16 protein-coding genes are annotated in these 16,501 nt (G+C 34.4%); 12 read left to right on the plus strand and 4 right to left on the minus strand.

The genetic code is table 11. The features are described 5' to 3' along the window. Positions 1–125: 125 nt before the first annotated feature. Complete coding sequence (locus tag ACKC83_RS03635; RefSeq protein ID WP_434037058.1) at positions 126–1,193, minus strand: methyltransferase; 1,068 nt, start codon at positions 1,191–1,193, stop codon at positions 126–128. A gap of 326 nt (positions 1,194–1,519) precedes the next feature. Here ACKC83_RS03635 and ACKC83_RS03640 point away from each other — a divergent pair, with 326 nt between their 5' ends. Then, a complete protein-coding gene (locus tag ACKC83_RS03640) occupies positions 1,520–2,458 on the plus strand; it encodes an NAD(P)-dependent oxidoreductase (RefSeq protein ID WP_434037059.1) in 939 nt (312 codons plus the stop codon). A gap of 86 nt (positions 2,459–2,544) precedes the next feature. Here ACKC83_RS03640 and ACKC83_RS03645 read toward each other — a convergent pair whose 3' ends face one another. Beyond that, positions 2,545–2,877 carry a DUF2853 family protein gene (locus ACKC83_RS03645; protein WP_434037060.1) on the minus strand — a complete coding sequence of 111 codons (333 nt, stop codon included), beginning with the start codon at positions 2,875–2,877 and terminating at the stop codon, positions 2,545–2,547. Positions 2,878–3,249: 372 nt separating this feature from the next. Between ACKC83_RS03645 and rplM the strand changes: the two genes are divergently transcribed. From rplM to ACKC83_RS03700, 11 genes are all read left to right on the plus strand, one after another. Further along, on the plus strand, positions 3,250–3,705 hold the full coding sequence (gene rplM, locus ACKC83_RS03650; protein ID WP_414036561.1) for a 50S ribosomal protein L13: 456 nt from the start codon (positions 3,250–3,252) through the stop codon (positions 3,703–3,705). After that, positions 3,705–4,091 (plus strand): 30S ribosomal protein S9, encoded by a 387-nt coding sequence (rpsI, locus tag ACKC83_RS03655; RefSeq protein ID WP_038526375.1) that lies wholly within the window; start codon positions 3,705–3,707, stop codon positions 4,089–4,091. The genes rplM and rpsI overlap by 1 nt, the downstream gene beginning before the upstream one ends. Before the next feature lie 202 nt (positions 4,092–4,293). Next, positions 4,294–5,067 (plus strand): 30S ribosomal protein S2, encoded by a 774-nt coding sequence (gene rpsB / locus ACKC83_RS03660; RefSeq protein WP_414036808.1) that lies wholly within the window; start codon positions 4,294–4,296, stop codon positions 5,065–5,067. 100 nt (positions 5,068–5,167) lie between these two features. Further along, entirely contained in the window at positions 5,168–6,133 is a 966-nt protein-coding gene (gene tsf / locus ACKC83_RS03665) for a translation elongation factor Ts (protein WP_414036560.1), read from the plus strand. Between the two features lie 168 nt (positions 6,134–6,301). After that, positions 6,302–7,009 carry a UMP kinase gene (gene pyrH / locus ACKC83_RS03670; protein WP_414036559.1) on the plus strand — a complete coding sequence of 236 codons (708 nt, stop codon included), beginning with the start codon at positions 6,302–6,304 and terminating at the stop codon, positions 7,007–7,009. A 47-nt stretch (positions 7,010–7,056) separates the two neighbouring features. Then, positions 7,057–7,614 (plus strand): ribosome recycling factor, encoded by a 558-nt coding sequence (gene frr / locus ACKC83_RS03675; protein ID WP_414036558.1) that lies wholly within the window; start codon positions 7,057–7,059, stop codon positions 7,612–7,614. A gap of 141 nt (positions 7,615–7,755) precedes the next feature. Then, positions 7,756–9,003 carry a hypothetical protein gene (locus ACKC83_RS03680; RefSeq protein ID WP_434037061.1) on the plus strand — a complete coding sequence of 416 codons (1,248 nt, stop codon included), beginning with the start codon at positions 7,756–7,758 and terminating at the stop codon, positions 9,001–9,003. 59 nt (positions 9,004–9,062) lie between these two features. Next, positions 9,063–11,474, plus strand: coding sequence for an efflux RND transporter permease subunit (locus tag ACKC83_RS03685; RefSeq protein ID WP_434037062.1), 2,412 nt, complete (start codon positions 9,063–9,065; stop codon positions 11,472–11,474). Between the two features lie 49 nt (positions 11,475–11,523). Beyond that, positions 11,524–12,957, plus strand: a complete 1,434-nt coding sequence (gene asnS / locus ACKC83_RS03690) for an asparagine--tRNA ligase (protein WP_414036555.1) — start codon at positions 11,524–11,526, stop codon at positions 12,955–12,957. A gap of 86 nt (positions 12,958–13,043) precedes the next feature. Further along, positions 13,044–14,507 carry an RNA polymerase factor sigma-54 gene (gene rpoN / locus ACKC83_RS03695; RefSeq protein WP_434037063.1) on the plus strand — a complete coding sequence of 488 codons (1,464 nt, stop codon included), beginning with the start codon at positions 13,044–13,046 and terminating at the stop codon, positions 14,505–14,507. Between the two features lie 78 nt (positions 14,508–14,585). Beyond that, the gene (locus tag ACKC83_RS03700) at positions 14,586–15,182 is read left to right on the plus strand and encodes a hypothetical protein (protein WP_434037064.1); all 597 of its coding nucleotides are present in this window, start codon (positions 14,586–14,588) and stop codon (positions 15,180–15,182) included. Here ACKC83_RS03700 and ACKC83_RS03705 read toward each other — a convergent pair. Together ACKC83_RS03705 and ACKC83_RS03710 are read right to left on the minus strand one after the other, a co-directional pair. Continuing rightward, a complete protein-coding gene (locus ACKC83_RS03705; protein ID WP_434037065.1) occupies positions 15,177–15,896 on the minus strand; it encodes a porin family protein in 720 nt (239 codons plus the stop codon). The genes ACKC83_RS03700 and ACKC83_RS03705 overlap by 6 nt on opposite strands. Before the next feature lie 112 nt (positions 15,897–16,008). Continuing rightward, positions 16,009–16,494: an ExbD/TolR family protein gene (locus ACKC83_RS03710; RefSeq protein WP_414036551.1), complete on the minus strand. Its 486-nt coding sequence runs from the start codon at positions 16,492–16,494 to the stop codon at positions 16,009–16,011. Positions 16,495–16,501: the final 7 nt, after the last annotated feature.

Genomic DNA, 16,501 nt, shown 5'->3' on the forward strand with positions numbered 1-16,501 from the left:
CAAAGTTCAGAAACAGATTGTATTTCTATTGATTCTAATACATTAAAAGTGAACGCAAATAAAAAAGTCATCCCCATGGAATGACGCTTTTCTATATATTAAAATGTAATAACTATAATTCTGATTTAAGCATGAACCAGTATCCAAAGCTCAACGTCTTCGGTTGCACGCCAATTTTGGTCGCGCTTGGTTTGGCTTGAAGCTGTCTTTACTGGGCGCTTAAGGCATTGTTCTAATTTAAATCGTCCGCCCACCGCTATTTCTTCTGCAATGGGATGCGAATCTGTAACCTGAGTAAGTTGTGCTAAATTAGAAAATATAAGAACCAGCTTTCCTTCTGGCAGTAAACGTGTTTTGGCGGCCTTGAAAAAATCAGAGAATAGAGTATCGGGATAAGATATGGCTTCATCATTAGTATCCAGATCATGTGTTGCAGGTAACCAAGGCGGATTAAAAACAATAAGTTCGGTTTGCTTCTCCCATTTACCAAAGAGTGGCGCAAAATCCAATTCTATTTTTCTAGAGAGTTTGGTATCGCCCATAGATTCTGTGAGTCCTACAATAGCATTCGGATTGGTATCGGTTCCATACACTTTATGAAAACCGAACTTCACGAGTTGCAAAGCCAAAACACCACTTCCTATACCGACATCTATGGCCGATTTTTTTGGTCCGTTATAACGCTTCAACCAATTATCGAAAAGGATTAAATGATCGAATCGCGTGGGAAAATACACCCCATAATACGGATGGATTTTACTTCGCAACACTGGCAAGTCGATTCCGTTTTTATACCATTGCCAAGCGCTATTTAAACCTTGCACTTTAGTAAATGGTAGTAAAAAAGAGGTCTGCTCCGGATATAGTTTAGCCAACCAACCAATGGCGGGTGCTTTTTTCACGATTAATTTATGATCTACAATGTTTATATAAATCAGCTTAGATAACTTCTGATAGGCTAAACGATGCGCACGTTGCTCTTTAAACGTCCCATTAGGAAAACGCTTTTTTAAATGCTGATGTAATGCTTTAAGCAAATCTAAACCATCGCTATAGAATGCTGCAATTAACACAGGTTTATCGGCTTCTAATGCCTTAATTGTAAGCGCTATGTTTGAAGCACGGCTAAAAGCTATTAAAGGCTGTTCCGGAAAAGAAGGCATGGGTTTGTTTACACGTAAATCTGCACTCATGGTTTGACTTAAATAAAAACGGATTGCAGAGTAATGAAGAACGCAAAGCGAAAGATTAAAATGACTATAACATAGTTACTTACCAGCAGTCAGGCATTAAATTGGCTACTAGAGTTTAGATTAATCAATACAGAGACTTTAAGTGAAAGCCAATATACTTCGCCATAGGTATGCGAAAGAAAACAATTAATATCAACAGATAAATTATACGGTGACAAAGATACTTTATTAAACCGCATAATATTCAACTAAAGGAATCTGTTTCCATTACGACAAAGCAATTAAGATATTTATAATAACTTTGAAGCTGTAAAAAATCTATAAACATGTTTAAAAAACTGGTAGCCATAGAACCCGTAAGTTTGATTCCGACGGCCGAGAAAAAATTACATTCACTTGCAGAAGAAGTAATCTTATACGAAGATATGCCGTCTTCTGTAAATGAGATTGTAGAACGTATTGGTGATGCAGATGCTGTACTTTTAAGTTACACCACCACTCTTGGTAAAGACGCCATTGCACAATGCCCAAATATTGTATATATAGGTATGTGTTGTTCGTTATACACCCCAGAAAGTGCTAACGTAGATATTGAGTATGCCAATTCTAAAAACATCACTGTCACTGGAATTCGCGACTACGGAGACGAAGGCGTTGTAGAATATGTAATTAGCGAACTAGTAAGTGCCTTACACGGATTTGGAACCAATCCTGACGGAAGTCCAAGAACACCATGGAACGGTTTACCTTCTGAAATTACAGGCTTAAAAGCAGGAATTGTTGGTTTAGGAAAATCTGGAGGAATGATTGCCGATGCACTTCACTTTTTTGGTGCTGAAGTCTCGTATTATTCTAGAACCCGAAAACCAGAAGCAGAAGACAAAGGTTGTACATATTTACCTTTACATGAATTACTTTCGGAAAACGAAGTCATTATCACCTGTTTAAATAAAAATACCATCCTTTTGCATGATGCCGAATTTAAAGCGTTTGGCAATCATAAAATATTATTTAACACAGGCCTATCCCCTGCTTGGGACGAGCAACCTTTTAACGCTTGGCTAAATGAAGACAACCGTGTGTATTGCGACACACTTGGTGCTTTAGGAGACAAAGCGCTTTTGGATCATCCGCATGTAAACTGTGTGAATATATCTGTTGGAAGAACAAAACAAGCCTTTGACCGATTAAGCGAAAAAGTGTTAGACAACATAGAAAGCTTTCTTAAAGAAGAATATGCATTATCGTGTGCTGATATGAATTAGAATCACCATAAAATCAATATACAAAAAGAGGTTACCCAAATATATTTAGGTAACCTCTTTTATATTATAAATACAAGGTCTTTATATTAAAGTAATGCCTCAGACACCAAATAGTAAAAAGCAGGTCTGCTCTTCATTTTAATTCCAGACATTTTATCGACTACACTACCAATAGCTGCCATTGCTTTGTCTTTATCGGTGACTCCTAATTTTTTTTCTACAAAATTACGTCTTACAGTATCCAACTCGGAAGCGTCTAACCCAGATACTAAAACAGCATCTTTATTATTAACCATCGTTTTTAAACTGTTTACATAGCCATCCAATTTTTCATGGTCTATATTACTTACACCACAGTCGCCTAATTGTTTTTCGGCAGTTGCTTTTAGTTGAGCTAATTTGGTTTGTACATCACTCATAATATAAATTTTTATTGATTTGATAATTATAAGGCAGTAAGTTAAAAAATAAATCACAAAAGTGCCACGCTTTAAACGAATTTATTATTCTACCACTGTGCGCGTTTTCATTTTAAGACTTAATTAATTAACGGTAATACAAAAACTATGCGACGCGTTATTAATAGGATAGATATAGAAATTTCTATCGGCTTTTAAAAACACTAGAATAGTGCACATAAATTACTGAAACTCTTTTATTAAGCCTTAAAAAGGAGCTATAATATTAAAAACCAAAAAAATAGCACCCTACAATTTGGTAATCACGTAGATTATCGTAAATTTGCAAACTCTTTTTAAGAGAGGAATGTTTAATAAATAAAATTAATTAGTGTGGATACATTAAGCTACAAAACGATTTCAGCCAACAAAGCTACTGTTAATAAAGAGTGGGTTTTAGTTGATGCTGAAGGTCAAAGTTTAGGTCGTTTAGCTTCTAAAGTTGCAAAACTTATTAGAGGTAAACACAAACCTAATTTCACACCACACGTTGATTGCGGTGATAACGTAATAGTTATCAATGCAGAAAAAGTCAACTTAACAGGAAACAAGTGGAATGACAAAACGTACATTCGTCACACAGGTTACCCAGGTGGTCAAAGAAGTTTAACTGCTACAGAATTGTTTGGAAAAGATCCAGCAAGGTTAGTAGAAAAATCAGTAAAAGGAATGTTACCTAAAAACAAATTAGGTTCAAGTTTATTCCGTAATCTAACTGTTGTTTCTGGTACAGCTCATGCTCATGAAGCTCAAAAACCAAAAACAATCAACTTAAACGAATTCAAATAATGGAAGTAATTCACAAAATTGGCCGTAGAAAGACGGCTGTTGCTCGTGTATATGTTGCCCCAGGTGAGGGTAAGATTACAGTGAACAAAAAAGACGTGGCGGATTATTTTACTACTGCAACTTTGCAGTATAAAGTAAACCAACCTTTAACCATGACTAACAATGATGGCAACTTTGATATTACAGTAAATGTATATGGAGGTGGTATTACTGGTCAAGCAGAAGCAATCCGTTTAGCTATTTCTCGCGTTATGTGTGAAATCGATGCAGAAAACAGATTAATTCTTAAGCCAGAAGGTTTATTAACTAGAGACCCTAGAATGGTTGAACGTAAGAAATTCGGTCAGAAGAAAGCACGTAAGAAGTTCCAATTCTCGAAACGTTAATATTACCATCCTCAACTCGATTGGGAATCGCTTGCTAGCACTCTCAATCTGGTTGAATTTTTTAAAATTTAAAAATAAGTTATTGTTGTCCTAGTTGAAAAACAGGATTTAGTTTAGCATCTAAATGCAGCCAACAGCCTAAAGGTAACACTTGAAGCCCAATGGAACATTGCTAATTCAACAGAACGTAAACTATTACAAAATGGCAAAAGTAGAAGTAAAAGAATTACTTGAAGCAGGTGTACACTTCGGTCACTTGACTCGTAAATGGGATCCAAACATGGCTCCTTACGTATATATGGAACGTAACGGTATCCATATTATCAATTTATATAAAACTGCAGCTAAGATTGATGAAGCTGGTGAAGCTTTAAGCAAGATTGCTGCTTCAGGACGTAAAATCCTTTTCGTTGCAACAAAAAAACAAGCTAAAGACATCGTATCAGAAAAAGCTGGGGCAATTAACATGCCTTACATTACTGAAAGATGGCCTGGTGGAATGTTAACTAACTTTGTAACTATCAGAAAAGCCGTTAAAAAAATGGCTTCTATTGATAGAATGAAGAAAGATGGTACATTCTTAACACTTTCTAAGAAAGAACGTTTACAAGTAGATCGTTTAAGAGCTAAGTTAGAGAAAAACTTAGGTTCTATTAGCGACATGACTCGTTTACCAGGAGCTTTATTTGTAGTAGACATTAAGCGTGAGCATATCGCGATTAAAGAAGCTCAAAAATTAAACATTCCAATATTTGCAATGGTAGATACTAACTCTGACCCTCGTCAAGTTGATTTCGTTATCCCTGCAAACGACGATGCTTCTAAATCTATCGATAAAGTTTTATCTCACGTAACTGGTGCTATTGCAGATGGTTTAGCTGAACGTAAAGCTGAAAAAGATTCTAAAGATTCAGCTAAAGCTGAAAAACCTTCTGCTGCTAAAGCGAAAGCAACATCTACAGAAGAAGAGGAATAAACTACAAATAATCATTACATAACATAAATAAGTCGTTTAGTTCTTTTCTTTGCAGAAAAATAATTGAACGACTTTTTTTAACTCATATTACTTAGAAATTATGGTAAAAGTAACAGCCGCAGAGGTAAACAAACTAAGACAAGCTACTGGTGCAGGAATGATGGACTGTAAAAAAGCGTTAGTTGAAGCTGAAGGAGATTTCGACAAAGCTATCGATGTCTTACGTAAAAAAGGTCAAAAAGTTGCTGCAAACAGAGCAGATAGAGATTCTAGTGAAGGTGCTGCCGTAGCTAAAGTTAACGATGCTAATACAGAAGGTGTATCTATTGTATTAGGTTGTGAAACTGACTTTGTTGGTAAAAACGAAAACTTCGTTGCATTAGCTAATAAAATTGCTGATATCGCAATGACTGTAAATACAAAAGAAGAGCTTTTAGCTTCAGATTTTGACGGTCTTACTGTTGCTGATAAATTAGTTGAACAAACTGGTGTTATTGGTGAAAAATTAGAAATTAAAGATTTTTCTAAATTACAAGCTCCTTACGTAGGTTCTTATGTACACATTAACAAAATTGCTGCTTTAGTAGGTCTTTCTGCTGTAGTAGAAAATGGAGATGTATTGGCTAAAGATTTAGCAATGCAAGTTGCATCTATGGGAGCTAGCACATTATCTTACAAAGATTTCGATCCAGCTTTCGTAGCATCAGAAACTGAAGCTAGAATTGCAGTTATCGAAAAAGATAATATCGAATTAGGACGTTTAGGTAAAACACTTAAAAACGTACCTCAATATATTTCTATGGCTCAATTAACTCCTGAAGTATTAGCTCAAGCTGAAGAAAATGCTAAAGCTGAACTTAAAGCTGAAGGTAAGCCAGAACAAATTTGGGATAAAATTATTCCAGGTAAAATGGAACGTTACATCTCAGACAACACAACTTTAGATCAAGAACAATGTCTATTAGACCAAAAGTTCATTAAAGACGAAAAAGTTACTGTTTCAAAATACGTTGAATCTTTCGACGGTGTATCTGTAACAGGATTTACACGTGTTGCTTTAGGATAACATAAAATTTACTGAATTTTTTTCAGTGCAAATATTAAAGACCATTACTCTAATTAGAGTTAATGGTCTTTTTTTTTACAGGACTTTGGTTAGCGTTTAGGAAACTAAATTTTAAATAGTCATTTTAAAAAATTTATGTAATTTTGCACAACTTCTATAAAACAGACTATGAAATTTAATCGCATCCTTTTAAAATTATCAGGCGAAGCCTTAATGGGCGAACGTCAATATGGTATAGACCCAGTACGTCTAGCCGAATACGCAAAAGATATAAAAGCCATTACAGACGCAGGTATTCAAGTGGCAATTGTAATTGGAGGTGGTAATATTTTTAGAGGTGTTTCGGGAGCAAGTAACGGTATGGATCGTGTTCAAGGAGACCATATGGGAATGCTAGCAACCGTTATAAATGGTTTAGCACTACAAAGTGCTTTGGAAGATGCAGATATCCCTACACGCTTGCAAACGGCTATTAAAATTAATGAAGTTGCAGAACCATTTATCCGTAGAAAAGCAATGCGACACCTAGAAAAAGGTCGTGTCGTAATTTTTGGTGGTGGTACAGGAAATCCGTATTTTACTACAGATTCGGCTGCCGTTTTAAGAGCAATAGAAATTGAAGCTGATGTTATTTTAAAAGGCACTCGTGTAGATGGTATTTATACAGCAGATCCAGAAAAAGATAGTTCGGCAGTTAAATATGAAAATATTTCTTTCGACGATGTTTTAAAGAAAGGTCTAAAAGTTATGGATACTACTGCTTTTACACTTAGTCAAGAAAATAAATTACCTATCATTGTTTTTGATATGAACACTAAAGGTAATTTACTAAAAGTAGTTTCAGGACATAACATAGGTACACAAGTAACCATTTAATTTTATATTTGACCTTTAAAGATATATTAAAGTAAAGTTTTTAAACCATGAATGAAGATATTCAATTTATTATAGATTCGACAAAAGAAGCTATGGATTCTGCTATCAGACATCTTGAAAGACAATTTGTTAATATTAGAGCAGGAAAAGCAAGTCCAGCAATGCTTGGTAGTGTTATGGTAGATTATTACGGCTCGCAGACTCCTTTAAGCCAGGTAGCGAACGTAAATACTCCAGATGGTAGAACCATTAGCGTTCAACCATGGGAGAAAAAAATGCTTCACGAAATAGAGAAGGCCATTATGAACGCCAACTTAGGATTTAATCCTATGAATAATGGTGACATGATTATTATAAACGTTCCAGCTCTTACCGAAGAACGCAGACGCGAATTGGCGAAACAAGCTAAAGCTGAAGCTGAAGATGGAAAAATCGGGGTTAGAAATGCCAGAAAAGACGCAAACAACGACATTAAAAAGTTAGACGATGTTTCGGAAGATGCTAAAAAAGACACCGAAGCAGAAATACAAAGACTAACAGATATATATGTAAAAAAAATAGATGAAGTCCTTGCTGTTAAAGAAAAGGAAATCATGACAGTATAAAAAATCAAAGCGACTTTAGGGTCGCTTTTTTTTATACCCTCTCATCTGTTTAACCGTTATTACAATTATTGTCTTAACTTTGTGGCCGTTTCATTCACGACTATATCCTACATGCTAAAATATTATCTAAGCTTTATATTTTTGTTTTCTATCGTAATAGGTAGAGCACAAGTTTTAGATAGTGATGTTAGTCGTGCACAAGACAGCATAAAGGCCAAACGGAAAGCCGATTTTATCCATAATTTTGGTAATGGTTATATTCCTTTAAAATACTTTAATTTAGATTTAAGGTACTTAATAAAATTCAACCAATATGAAGGTATTCGTACTGGTTTAGGAGGTACAACAAGCGATAAGTTATCTAAAAAATTCAGGGTAAATGGGTATACCGTTTATGGTTTTAAAGACAGTCAGTATAAATATAGTATAGGAGCTGGACTTCGGTTAAACGAAACTCATAATACTTGGTTAAACGTAGCGTACACAGACGATTTACAAGAAGCGGCAAGTACAAAATACTTAACAGACAAACGCATATTTCAATTTTTTGAACCGCGTTTATTAAATATTAGTCTGTTTTATCATCATGTCACAAAATCTATATCATTACAACACGATTATGATCCTAGATTAAATACTGAAACGCAATTTTATACGACTAATATTGATCCTAAATTTGATTATACCTTTGTTACCGACGAAGGTGCTTTTAAAAGTTACGATCTAACAGTAGCCAAAATAGCCTTGCTATGGAGTCCGTTTGATATTTATAAACCCATAGAAGGAGGCGTAAAAAAAACACAAAATGCTTTTCCTAAATTAACGCTTCAATATACCCAAAGTTTTAACGGACCGTTAGGTGGTCAATTTAACTTTCAAAAATTAGATTTTAAAGCTACTTACCATTTCATCCACAATAAAGAATCCCATACCGAACTAGATTTCGCTACCGGAATTGCTATTGGAGATGCACCACTTACGCACTTGTATCACGCCTACCCCAACAACATTACCAAGGCCACCATTATGCAACGTTTTTCTGTTGCAGGTTTAAATAGTTTTGAAACCATGTATTTTAATGAGTTCTTTTCTGATATGTTTTCCATTCTTCAGTTTAAGCACTTTTTCAAACCATTTTATCATTCTACGTTTTCAAAACCTCAATTGGTACTCTTATCTCGGTTTGCTATTGGAGATATGCAAGATCCCGAACGCCATGAAGGCATCACATTTAATACCTTAGATAAAGGGTATTTAGAATCGGGCTTCGAATTAAATCAGTTAATATTTGGTTTTGGACTTAGCTTAACGTACCGCTACGGGGCATATCATTTACCCGAAATAGAAGATAATATAGCCTTGAAATTTACTTTTAACGTTACATTATAATACTTTAAACCTAAGTAATACGTTGGTTTTTTCTACATTTGCGGTTCTTTAATAGACTTATGATTAAACAATTTACTAACAGCTTTTGGGAACGTCTAGCTAGACTTATATTGCGAAATAGGATTGCTATGTTAATTGCAATTGTTATTGTGACTGTTCTATTTAGCACGCAATGGAAAAATATACGATTTACATTTACCGAAGCTAATTTACTGCCCGACCACCATGAGGTAAACCAAACCTATAACGCGTTTTTAGATATCTTTGGTGAAGAAGGAAACATGATTGTTTTAGGAGTTAAGGACAGTACTTTTTTTACTGTTGAAAAACTTAACGCTTGGAATAAACTTGCAGAATCGTTTAAATCGTCTGAAGAAATTGAAGCTGTAATCTCTATTAAAGATTTACAAAAATTAATAAAAAACGATAGCCTTAAAAAATTCACTTTAGAGCCTTTTATAAAAGACTCCTTATCGAGTAGTAAACAACTAGACACTTTACAAAAAGAATTATTTACAAAATATCCGTTTTACGACAATTTCCTTTTCAATAGGGACACCAAGACCATTCGTACCATAATCTCTATGGATAAGAGTATAGTAAATACATCTGCACGAAAAGATTTTGTGATGGATGTGCTTATTCCAAGAATTAAAACGTTCGAGAAAGAAACGAATATAGATGTTCGTATTTCAGGAATGCCTTATGTAAGAACATTAAGCTCTCAAAATATTGTAGATGAAATGGGCCTTTTTGTAGGCGCTGCTTTACTGGTAACTTCTCTTATATTCTTTTTCTTCTTTAGGTCCTTTAGAGCTACGTTTATATCGCTTATAGTGGTCTCTGTTGGTGTAATGTGGACTATGGGAATTCTTGGCTTCTTTGAATATGAAATTACCGTTTTAACAGCCATCATTCCACCACTAATTATTGTAATTGGTATCCCGAACTGTATCTTCTTAATCAATAAATATCAGCAAGAAGTTAAGTCTCACGGAAATAAAATTAAATCGTTACAACGGGTTATCACTAAAGTTGGTAACGCTACTTTAATGACCAATTTCACGACAGCTTCTGGATTTGCTACCTTCATTCTAACAGAAAGTACGCTATTAAAAGAATTTGGTATTGTCGCGTCGTTAAGTATAGTCTCTATATTTATTTTATGTCTGCTTATTATCCCCGTTTTATATTCCTTTTTACCTTATCCTAAAGAGCGTCATTTAGAGCATTTAAACAGACGTTGGATTAATTCTTTTGTAGGTTGGATGGAGCGTATGGTAAGACACAGACGCATCACAATTTATATAACATCGATTATTCTTTTAATTGTAAGTATTATTGGAATTTATCAGATAAAAATTTCTGGTAGTTTATTAGAAGATATGCCTCAAAAAACGGCATTCTTTAGAGATATTGAGTTTTTTGAACAAGAGTTTGACGGCATTATGCCTTTGGAATTAATGATTGATACCCAACGTAAAAAGGGTGTTATGAAACTAAGCACGCTAAAAAAAATAGATCAGTTAGAAGAAGCGATTATAGATATCCCAGAATTATCTAGACCGCTTTCTGTAGTGAGTTTAGTGAAATACTCTAAACAAGCCTATTATAACGGGAATCCAAAATACTACCAATTACCTACCTCGCAGGAAAGTAGTTTTATATTGTCTTATGCCAAAAATTCTTCTAACGATACAGAAATGCTTAACAGTTTTGTAGATAGTACAGGGCGCTATGCACGTATTACCACTTTTATGAAAGATATTGGTACAGATAAAATGCAAGACATAGAAGACAAGCTACAAACCAAAATAGATAAAGTATTCCCAGAAGATCGCTATAAAGTTACCATGACAGGTAAAGCTTTAGTGTTCCAAAAAGGAACCACCTATTTGGTTAAAAATTTAGCCATTTCGTTATCACTAGCCATTATACTTATTTCGTTATTTATGGCGTATATGTTTAGGTCGTTTAAAATGATTATAATCTCACTACTTCCAAACCTATTACCTTTACTTGTAACTGCTGGTTTAATGGGGTATTTAGGTGTACCTTTAAAACCATCGACCATCTTAGTTTTTAGTATTGCCTTTGGTATTTCTGTAGACGATACCATACACTTTTTGGCAAAATACCGTCAAGAATTACAAGCGAGTAACTGGAAAATTAAGCGCTCGGTTTATGGGGCGTTACGCGAAACTGGAGTGAGTATGTTTTATACATCGACTGTTTTATTCTTCGGATTTTCGGTCTTTATGATTTCTAGTTTTGGAGGAACTGTTGCTCTAGGAGGTTTAGTATCAGTAACACTTTTATTCGCGATGCTGTCTAACTTATTGTTACTTCCATCCCTATTATTGTCGTTAGAGCGTAATATTGCAAACAAAACGGTATTAAGAGAACCTACTATAAACATCATACCTAAAGATAGTGACGATGATGAAGACGAAAACAATATTAACAATTAAATTATCCTGTGCATAAAGAATTATATTTGCATGTTTAAAAATATTAAAAATGAAACCAATTACAATTTCAGAATTATTAAAACAAGACGCTTCTCTGCATGAAGTAGAAGTTAAAGGCTGGGTAAGAACTTTTAGAGCAAACCGATTTATTGCCTTAAACGATGGTTCTTCATTACAAAACATTCAATGTGTTGTAGATTTTGAAAACACAGACGAAGACATATTAAAACGTATCACTACAGGTGCTGCAGTTCACATAAAAGGGGAATTAGCAGAAAGCCTAGGAAAAGGTCAGTCGGTAGAGATTAAAGTTTCATCTATTGAAATTTTAGGAGATTCGGATCCGGAAACCTATCCAATTCAACCTAAAAAACACTCTTTCGAATTTTTAAGAGAGAATGCTCACTTACGTACAAGAACCAATACGTTTAGTGCTGTAATGCGTTTACGTTCGTCTTTATCTTTTGCAATTCATAAATATTTTAACGAAAACGGATTCTTCTATGTACACACCCCAATTATTACGGGTAGTGATGCAGAAGGTGCAGGTGAAATGTTTAGAGTCACTAATTTAGATGCTAAAAACCCACCACTTACAGAAGATGGAAAGGTTAATTATACTGAAGATTTCTTCGGTAAAGAAACAAATCTTACAGTATCTGGACAGTTAGAAGCAGAAACTTATGCCATGTCTTTAGGTAAAGTATATACCTTCGGACCAACATTTAGAGCCGAAAACTCTAATACGTCTAGACACTTATCTGAATTCTGGATGATTGAACCTGAAGTTGCATTTATGGACCTTGCCGGTAACATGGATTTAGCCGAAGATTTTATGAAATCTGTAATTGGATATATACTAGAACATAATGCTGAAGATTTAGAATTTTTAGATAGCCGTTTACAAGACGAAGACAAGAAAAAACCTCAGGCCGAACGTAACGACATGACTTTACTTGAAAAGTTACGTTTTGTAGTAGACAACAATTTTAAACGTGTTAGCTATACAGAAGCTATAGATATTTTACGTAATAGTAAGCCAAACAAGAAAAAGAAATTTAAATATATTATAGACGAATGGGGTGCAGACTTACAAAGTGAACACGAACGTTTCCTTGTAGAAAAACACTTTAAATGTCCTGTAATCTTATTTGATTATCCAGCAAACATTAAAGCATTCTATATGCGTTTAAACGAAGATGGTAAAACGGTACGTGCCATGGATATTTTATTCCCAGGTATTGGAGAAATTGTTGGTGGTGCACAACGTGAAGAGCGTTTGGATGTATTAAAACAAAAAATGGCCGTTTTAGGACTTGATGAAGAAGAGCTTTGGTGGTATTTAGATCTTAGAAAATACGGTAGTGCTGTACACTCTGGATTTGGTTTAGGTTTCGAACGTTTGGTTATGTTTACCACAGGTATGACCAATATTCGTGATGTAATTCCGTTCCCAAGAACACCACAGAACGCAGAATTTTAAACTTATAAAATACTCATAAAAACAATCTACGTACAGCTGTATGTAGATTGTTTTTTTTATTTTTATGTTAAATCGAATCAAAATTTATGCTTAAGCAAAACTTACAGTTCAAATTATCGCAGAAATTATCGCCGCAACAAATTCAATTAATGAAATTGATTCAGTTGCCTACGCAAGCCTTTGAACAACGCTTAAAGCAAGAACTTGAAGAAAATCCTGCCTTAGATAGCGGGAAAGAAGAACAGGACAATGAATTTGACGACGATTTCGACAACACGCAAGACGACTATAACGACGATGCGGAAACTATAAATTCGGAAGACATTAATGTTGACGAATATTTAAGTGACGATGAAATCCCAGATTATAGAACTCAAGCTAACAACTATAGTAGTGACGATGAGGAAAAAACGATGCCCTATGCTGCAGGAACATCATTTACTCAACATTTAATATCACAATTAAACACATTTCGTTTAACAGATGAAGAACGCGATATTGCCGAGTTCTTAGTTGGTAGTGTGGACGAAAGTGGCTATATACGCCGATCGACTCCAGATATTATGGACGATTTGGCTTTTACACAAAATGTCTATACCACAGAAGAACGCATAGATAAGGTGTTTAATATTGTGCACCAATTAGATCCTTCTGGTGTTGGAGCTCGAGATCTTCAGGAGTGTTTAAGTATCCAATTACACCGAAAAGAAAAGGCCTCCGATATTGTTTTGGCTACAAGAATTATAGATGAAGCTTTCGATCAATTTACAAAGAAGCATTATCAGAAATTGTTGCATAAATTCGATATAAGCGAAGATCAGCTTAAAGACGCTATAGAAGAAATTGAACGCTTAAATCCGAAACCTGGTGGATCTTATTCTGGAAATAACAGAATGGTAGAACATGTGGTTCCTGATTTTGCAATTAGAATTACCGATGGCGAATTGGAACTTACTCTAAATGGTAGAAATGCTCCAGAATTACATGTCTCTCGCGAATATAACGACATGCTTAAAGGCTATAAAGACACTACAGAAAAGTCTAAATCGCAGAAAGATGCCGTATCCTTCATTAAACAAAAATTAGATGCCGCCAAATGGTTTATTGAAGCCATTAAACAACGCCAGCAAACATTATTTTTAACCATGAGTGCGATTATGCATTACCAAAAAGAATACTTTTTAACGGGTGATGAACGTAACCTAAAACCTATGATTCTTAAAGATATCGCCGATGAGATTAACATGGACGTTTCAACGGTTTCTAGAGTTGCAAATAGTAAATATGTAGATACACCTTACGGAACAAAGTTAATTAAGGAATTCTTCTCTGAATCCATGAAAAACGATCAAGGTGAAGATGTTTCTACACGCGAAATTAAGATGATCTTAGGTACCGTTATCGAAGAGGAAGATAAAAGAAAGCCATTAACCGATGAAAACCTTGCTGGAATATTAAAACAGAAAGGTTATCCTATCGCGAGACGTACGGTAGCCAAATACAGAGAGCAATTAGATGTACCTGTAGCCCGTTTGAGGAAAAAAATATAATTCTTGGACTTACATAGGGTTTTAATTTGAATAGACGGCTTCACGCTTAAAGAATAGGTTACACGTAATAACTCGCATATGCAAAAAAGTTTTTCTTACATTTTTCATCCCATTTTCATGCCACTAATTGGTGTACTATTCTATTTTTATAAATCGCCACGCTTTATACCATTACCACTCGTTCAATCCAAATTAGTACCAATTATAATACTAACATTAATTCTCCCGATTTTAGTAAATGTTTTACTTAAAGCTATTGGAAAAGTAGAATCGATAGAATTAAAGACCACCGAAGAACGCATCATTCCTTTAATAGTTTATTGCATTATCCTATTAATAGTAATAAAACGTATAATTACACCTTTTGAATTTATAGAACTCTATTATTTCTTTCTAGGTGTGTTTGGCTCTACATTAGCGTCTATAGTTCTAAATATGCTGAAGTTTAAAGTGAGCATCCACATGTTAGCCATCTCTGGTATATTGATGTTTTTTATTGGATTAAGCGTTCATTTTGGAATAAATATTTTAGGAAGCATTGCCTTAGTCATTTTTATAATGGGCGCTGTTGCAACGTCCAGATTACGTTTAAAGGCTCACAATGCTAATGAAGTATTTATGGGCTGTTTAATTGGGATAGCACCACAGCTTATGTTAATTCCTCGATGGTTATAAGATATAAAATATCAGTCCTAGTTTTATAGCACTCATATCTATAGATTCACCTTTAAGAGCTGTCTTAACATCGTCGTTAAACATGGGGTTTAAAGCATAATACACATAGAAATTCCAGGTATTATATCCCGCACTTAACGTTAGGCCATACTGCAAATCGTTAAAGCCCTCTATATCGTTATATCTTAGCGAACCTACCTCGCCTTTAAAGTTACTAATGTGACTAAACACATAACCAACTTTGAAACCGGTGTAAACACGCCAGAATCGATAGCTAGAAGCTGTAGACGTTCGCCATCTAAATTCTATTGGTAATTCAATAGCATGTTGATAGAAGTTGTTTCTGCTATAGTCAAATTCGTATGTATCGTCAAGCACAAAATAATTCGCTTCGTTATTGCTATCTTTAATAATACCAATATTCTGATTATACGAATTATAAGAATAACCAAGGCCTATACCAATGGCAATATTACGCCTCTTGTTTAGTGGCATATCCTTTATGAACCCACCTTGTAAACCAAGCGAAAAACCTGTTTGCTGGACACCAGAAGGCAATTTTACCAAAATATTATAGGTAAGTCCAAAATAGAACTGATCTTCTTTGTACAAGGAATCTATAACCGTAGTAGGTATAGAAATATCTTCTTGAGAGAAACAAGTTTCAGGAATACCGAAACTTAGAATAAATAATAGAATGCAATACTTTTTCATAGTAGACTAGTTTACTAAACTTAGTACAAAGGTTAAGCAATATATTATAAATATAAAAAAGGTGCTTTGATAAATCAAAACACCTTTATATAATATAAAATTAAGAGTAAACTTAGTTTTTTAAACCAGCAAGTGCATCACCCTTTCTAGTTGTGTAATTAATTTTTAACGCATTTACTTTACGTAATTCTTGTTTAATATCTGATACTAATCCCATATTGGCTTTACTATCAACTTTTAAAGCTGTCGTTAAAAAAGGTACTAATTCTTCACGTTTAGAAGCTCTTTCTGCTGCAATAAATGCTGCAATTTCAGAAACATCTGCAAACTTATCATTCAATTGAATTCTAGACTCTGTACCGTATTGACTTTGAAACCTATCACTAGGTTTACCTGCATAGATATACATTACCAAATCTTTTTTATCAAGTTTTTCAACCTGATCTGCAGCTGGCAATTTGTTCTCAATCATTAAAGTATTCTGTCTCATAACAGTAGCAACCATGAAGAAGAATAATAACATAAATACAATATCCGGTAATGATGCGGTAGATATTGCAGGTAAATCTCCTCCTGATTTCTTTTTAAATTTAGACATAAATTTT

The organism is Formosa bonchosmolovskayae (genome assembly GCF_051016085.1).
Lineage (GTDB): Bacteria > Bacteroidota > Bacteroidia > Flavobacteriales > Flavobacteriaceae > Formosa.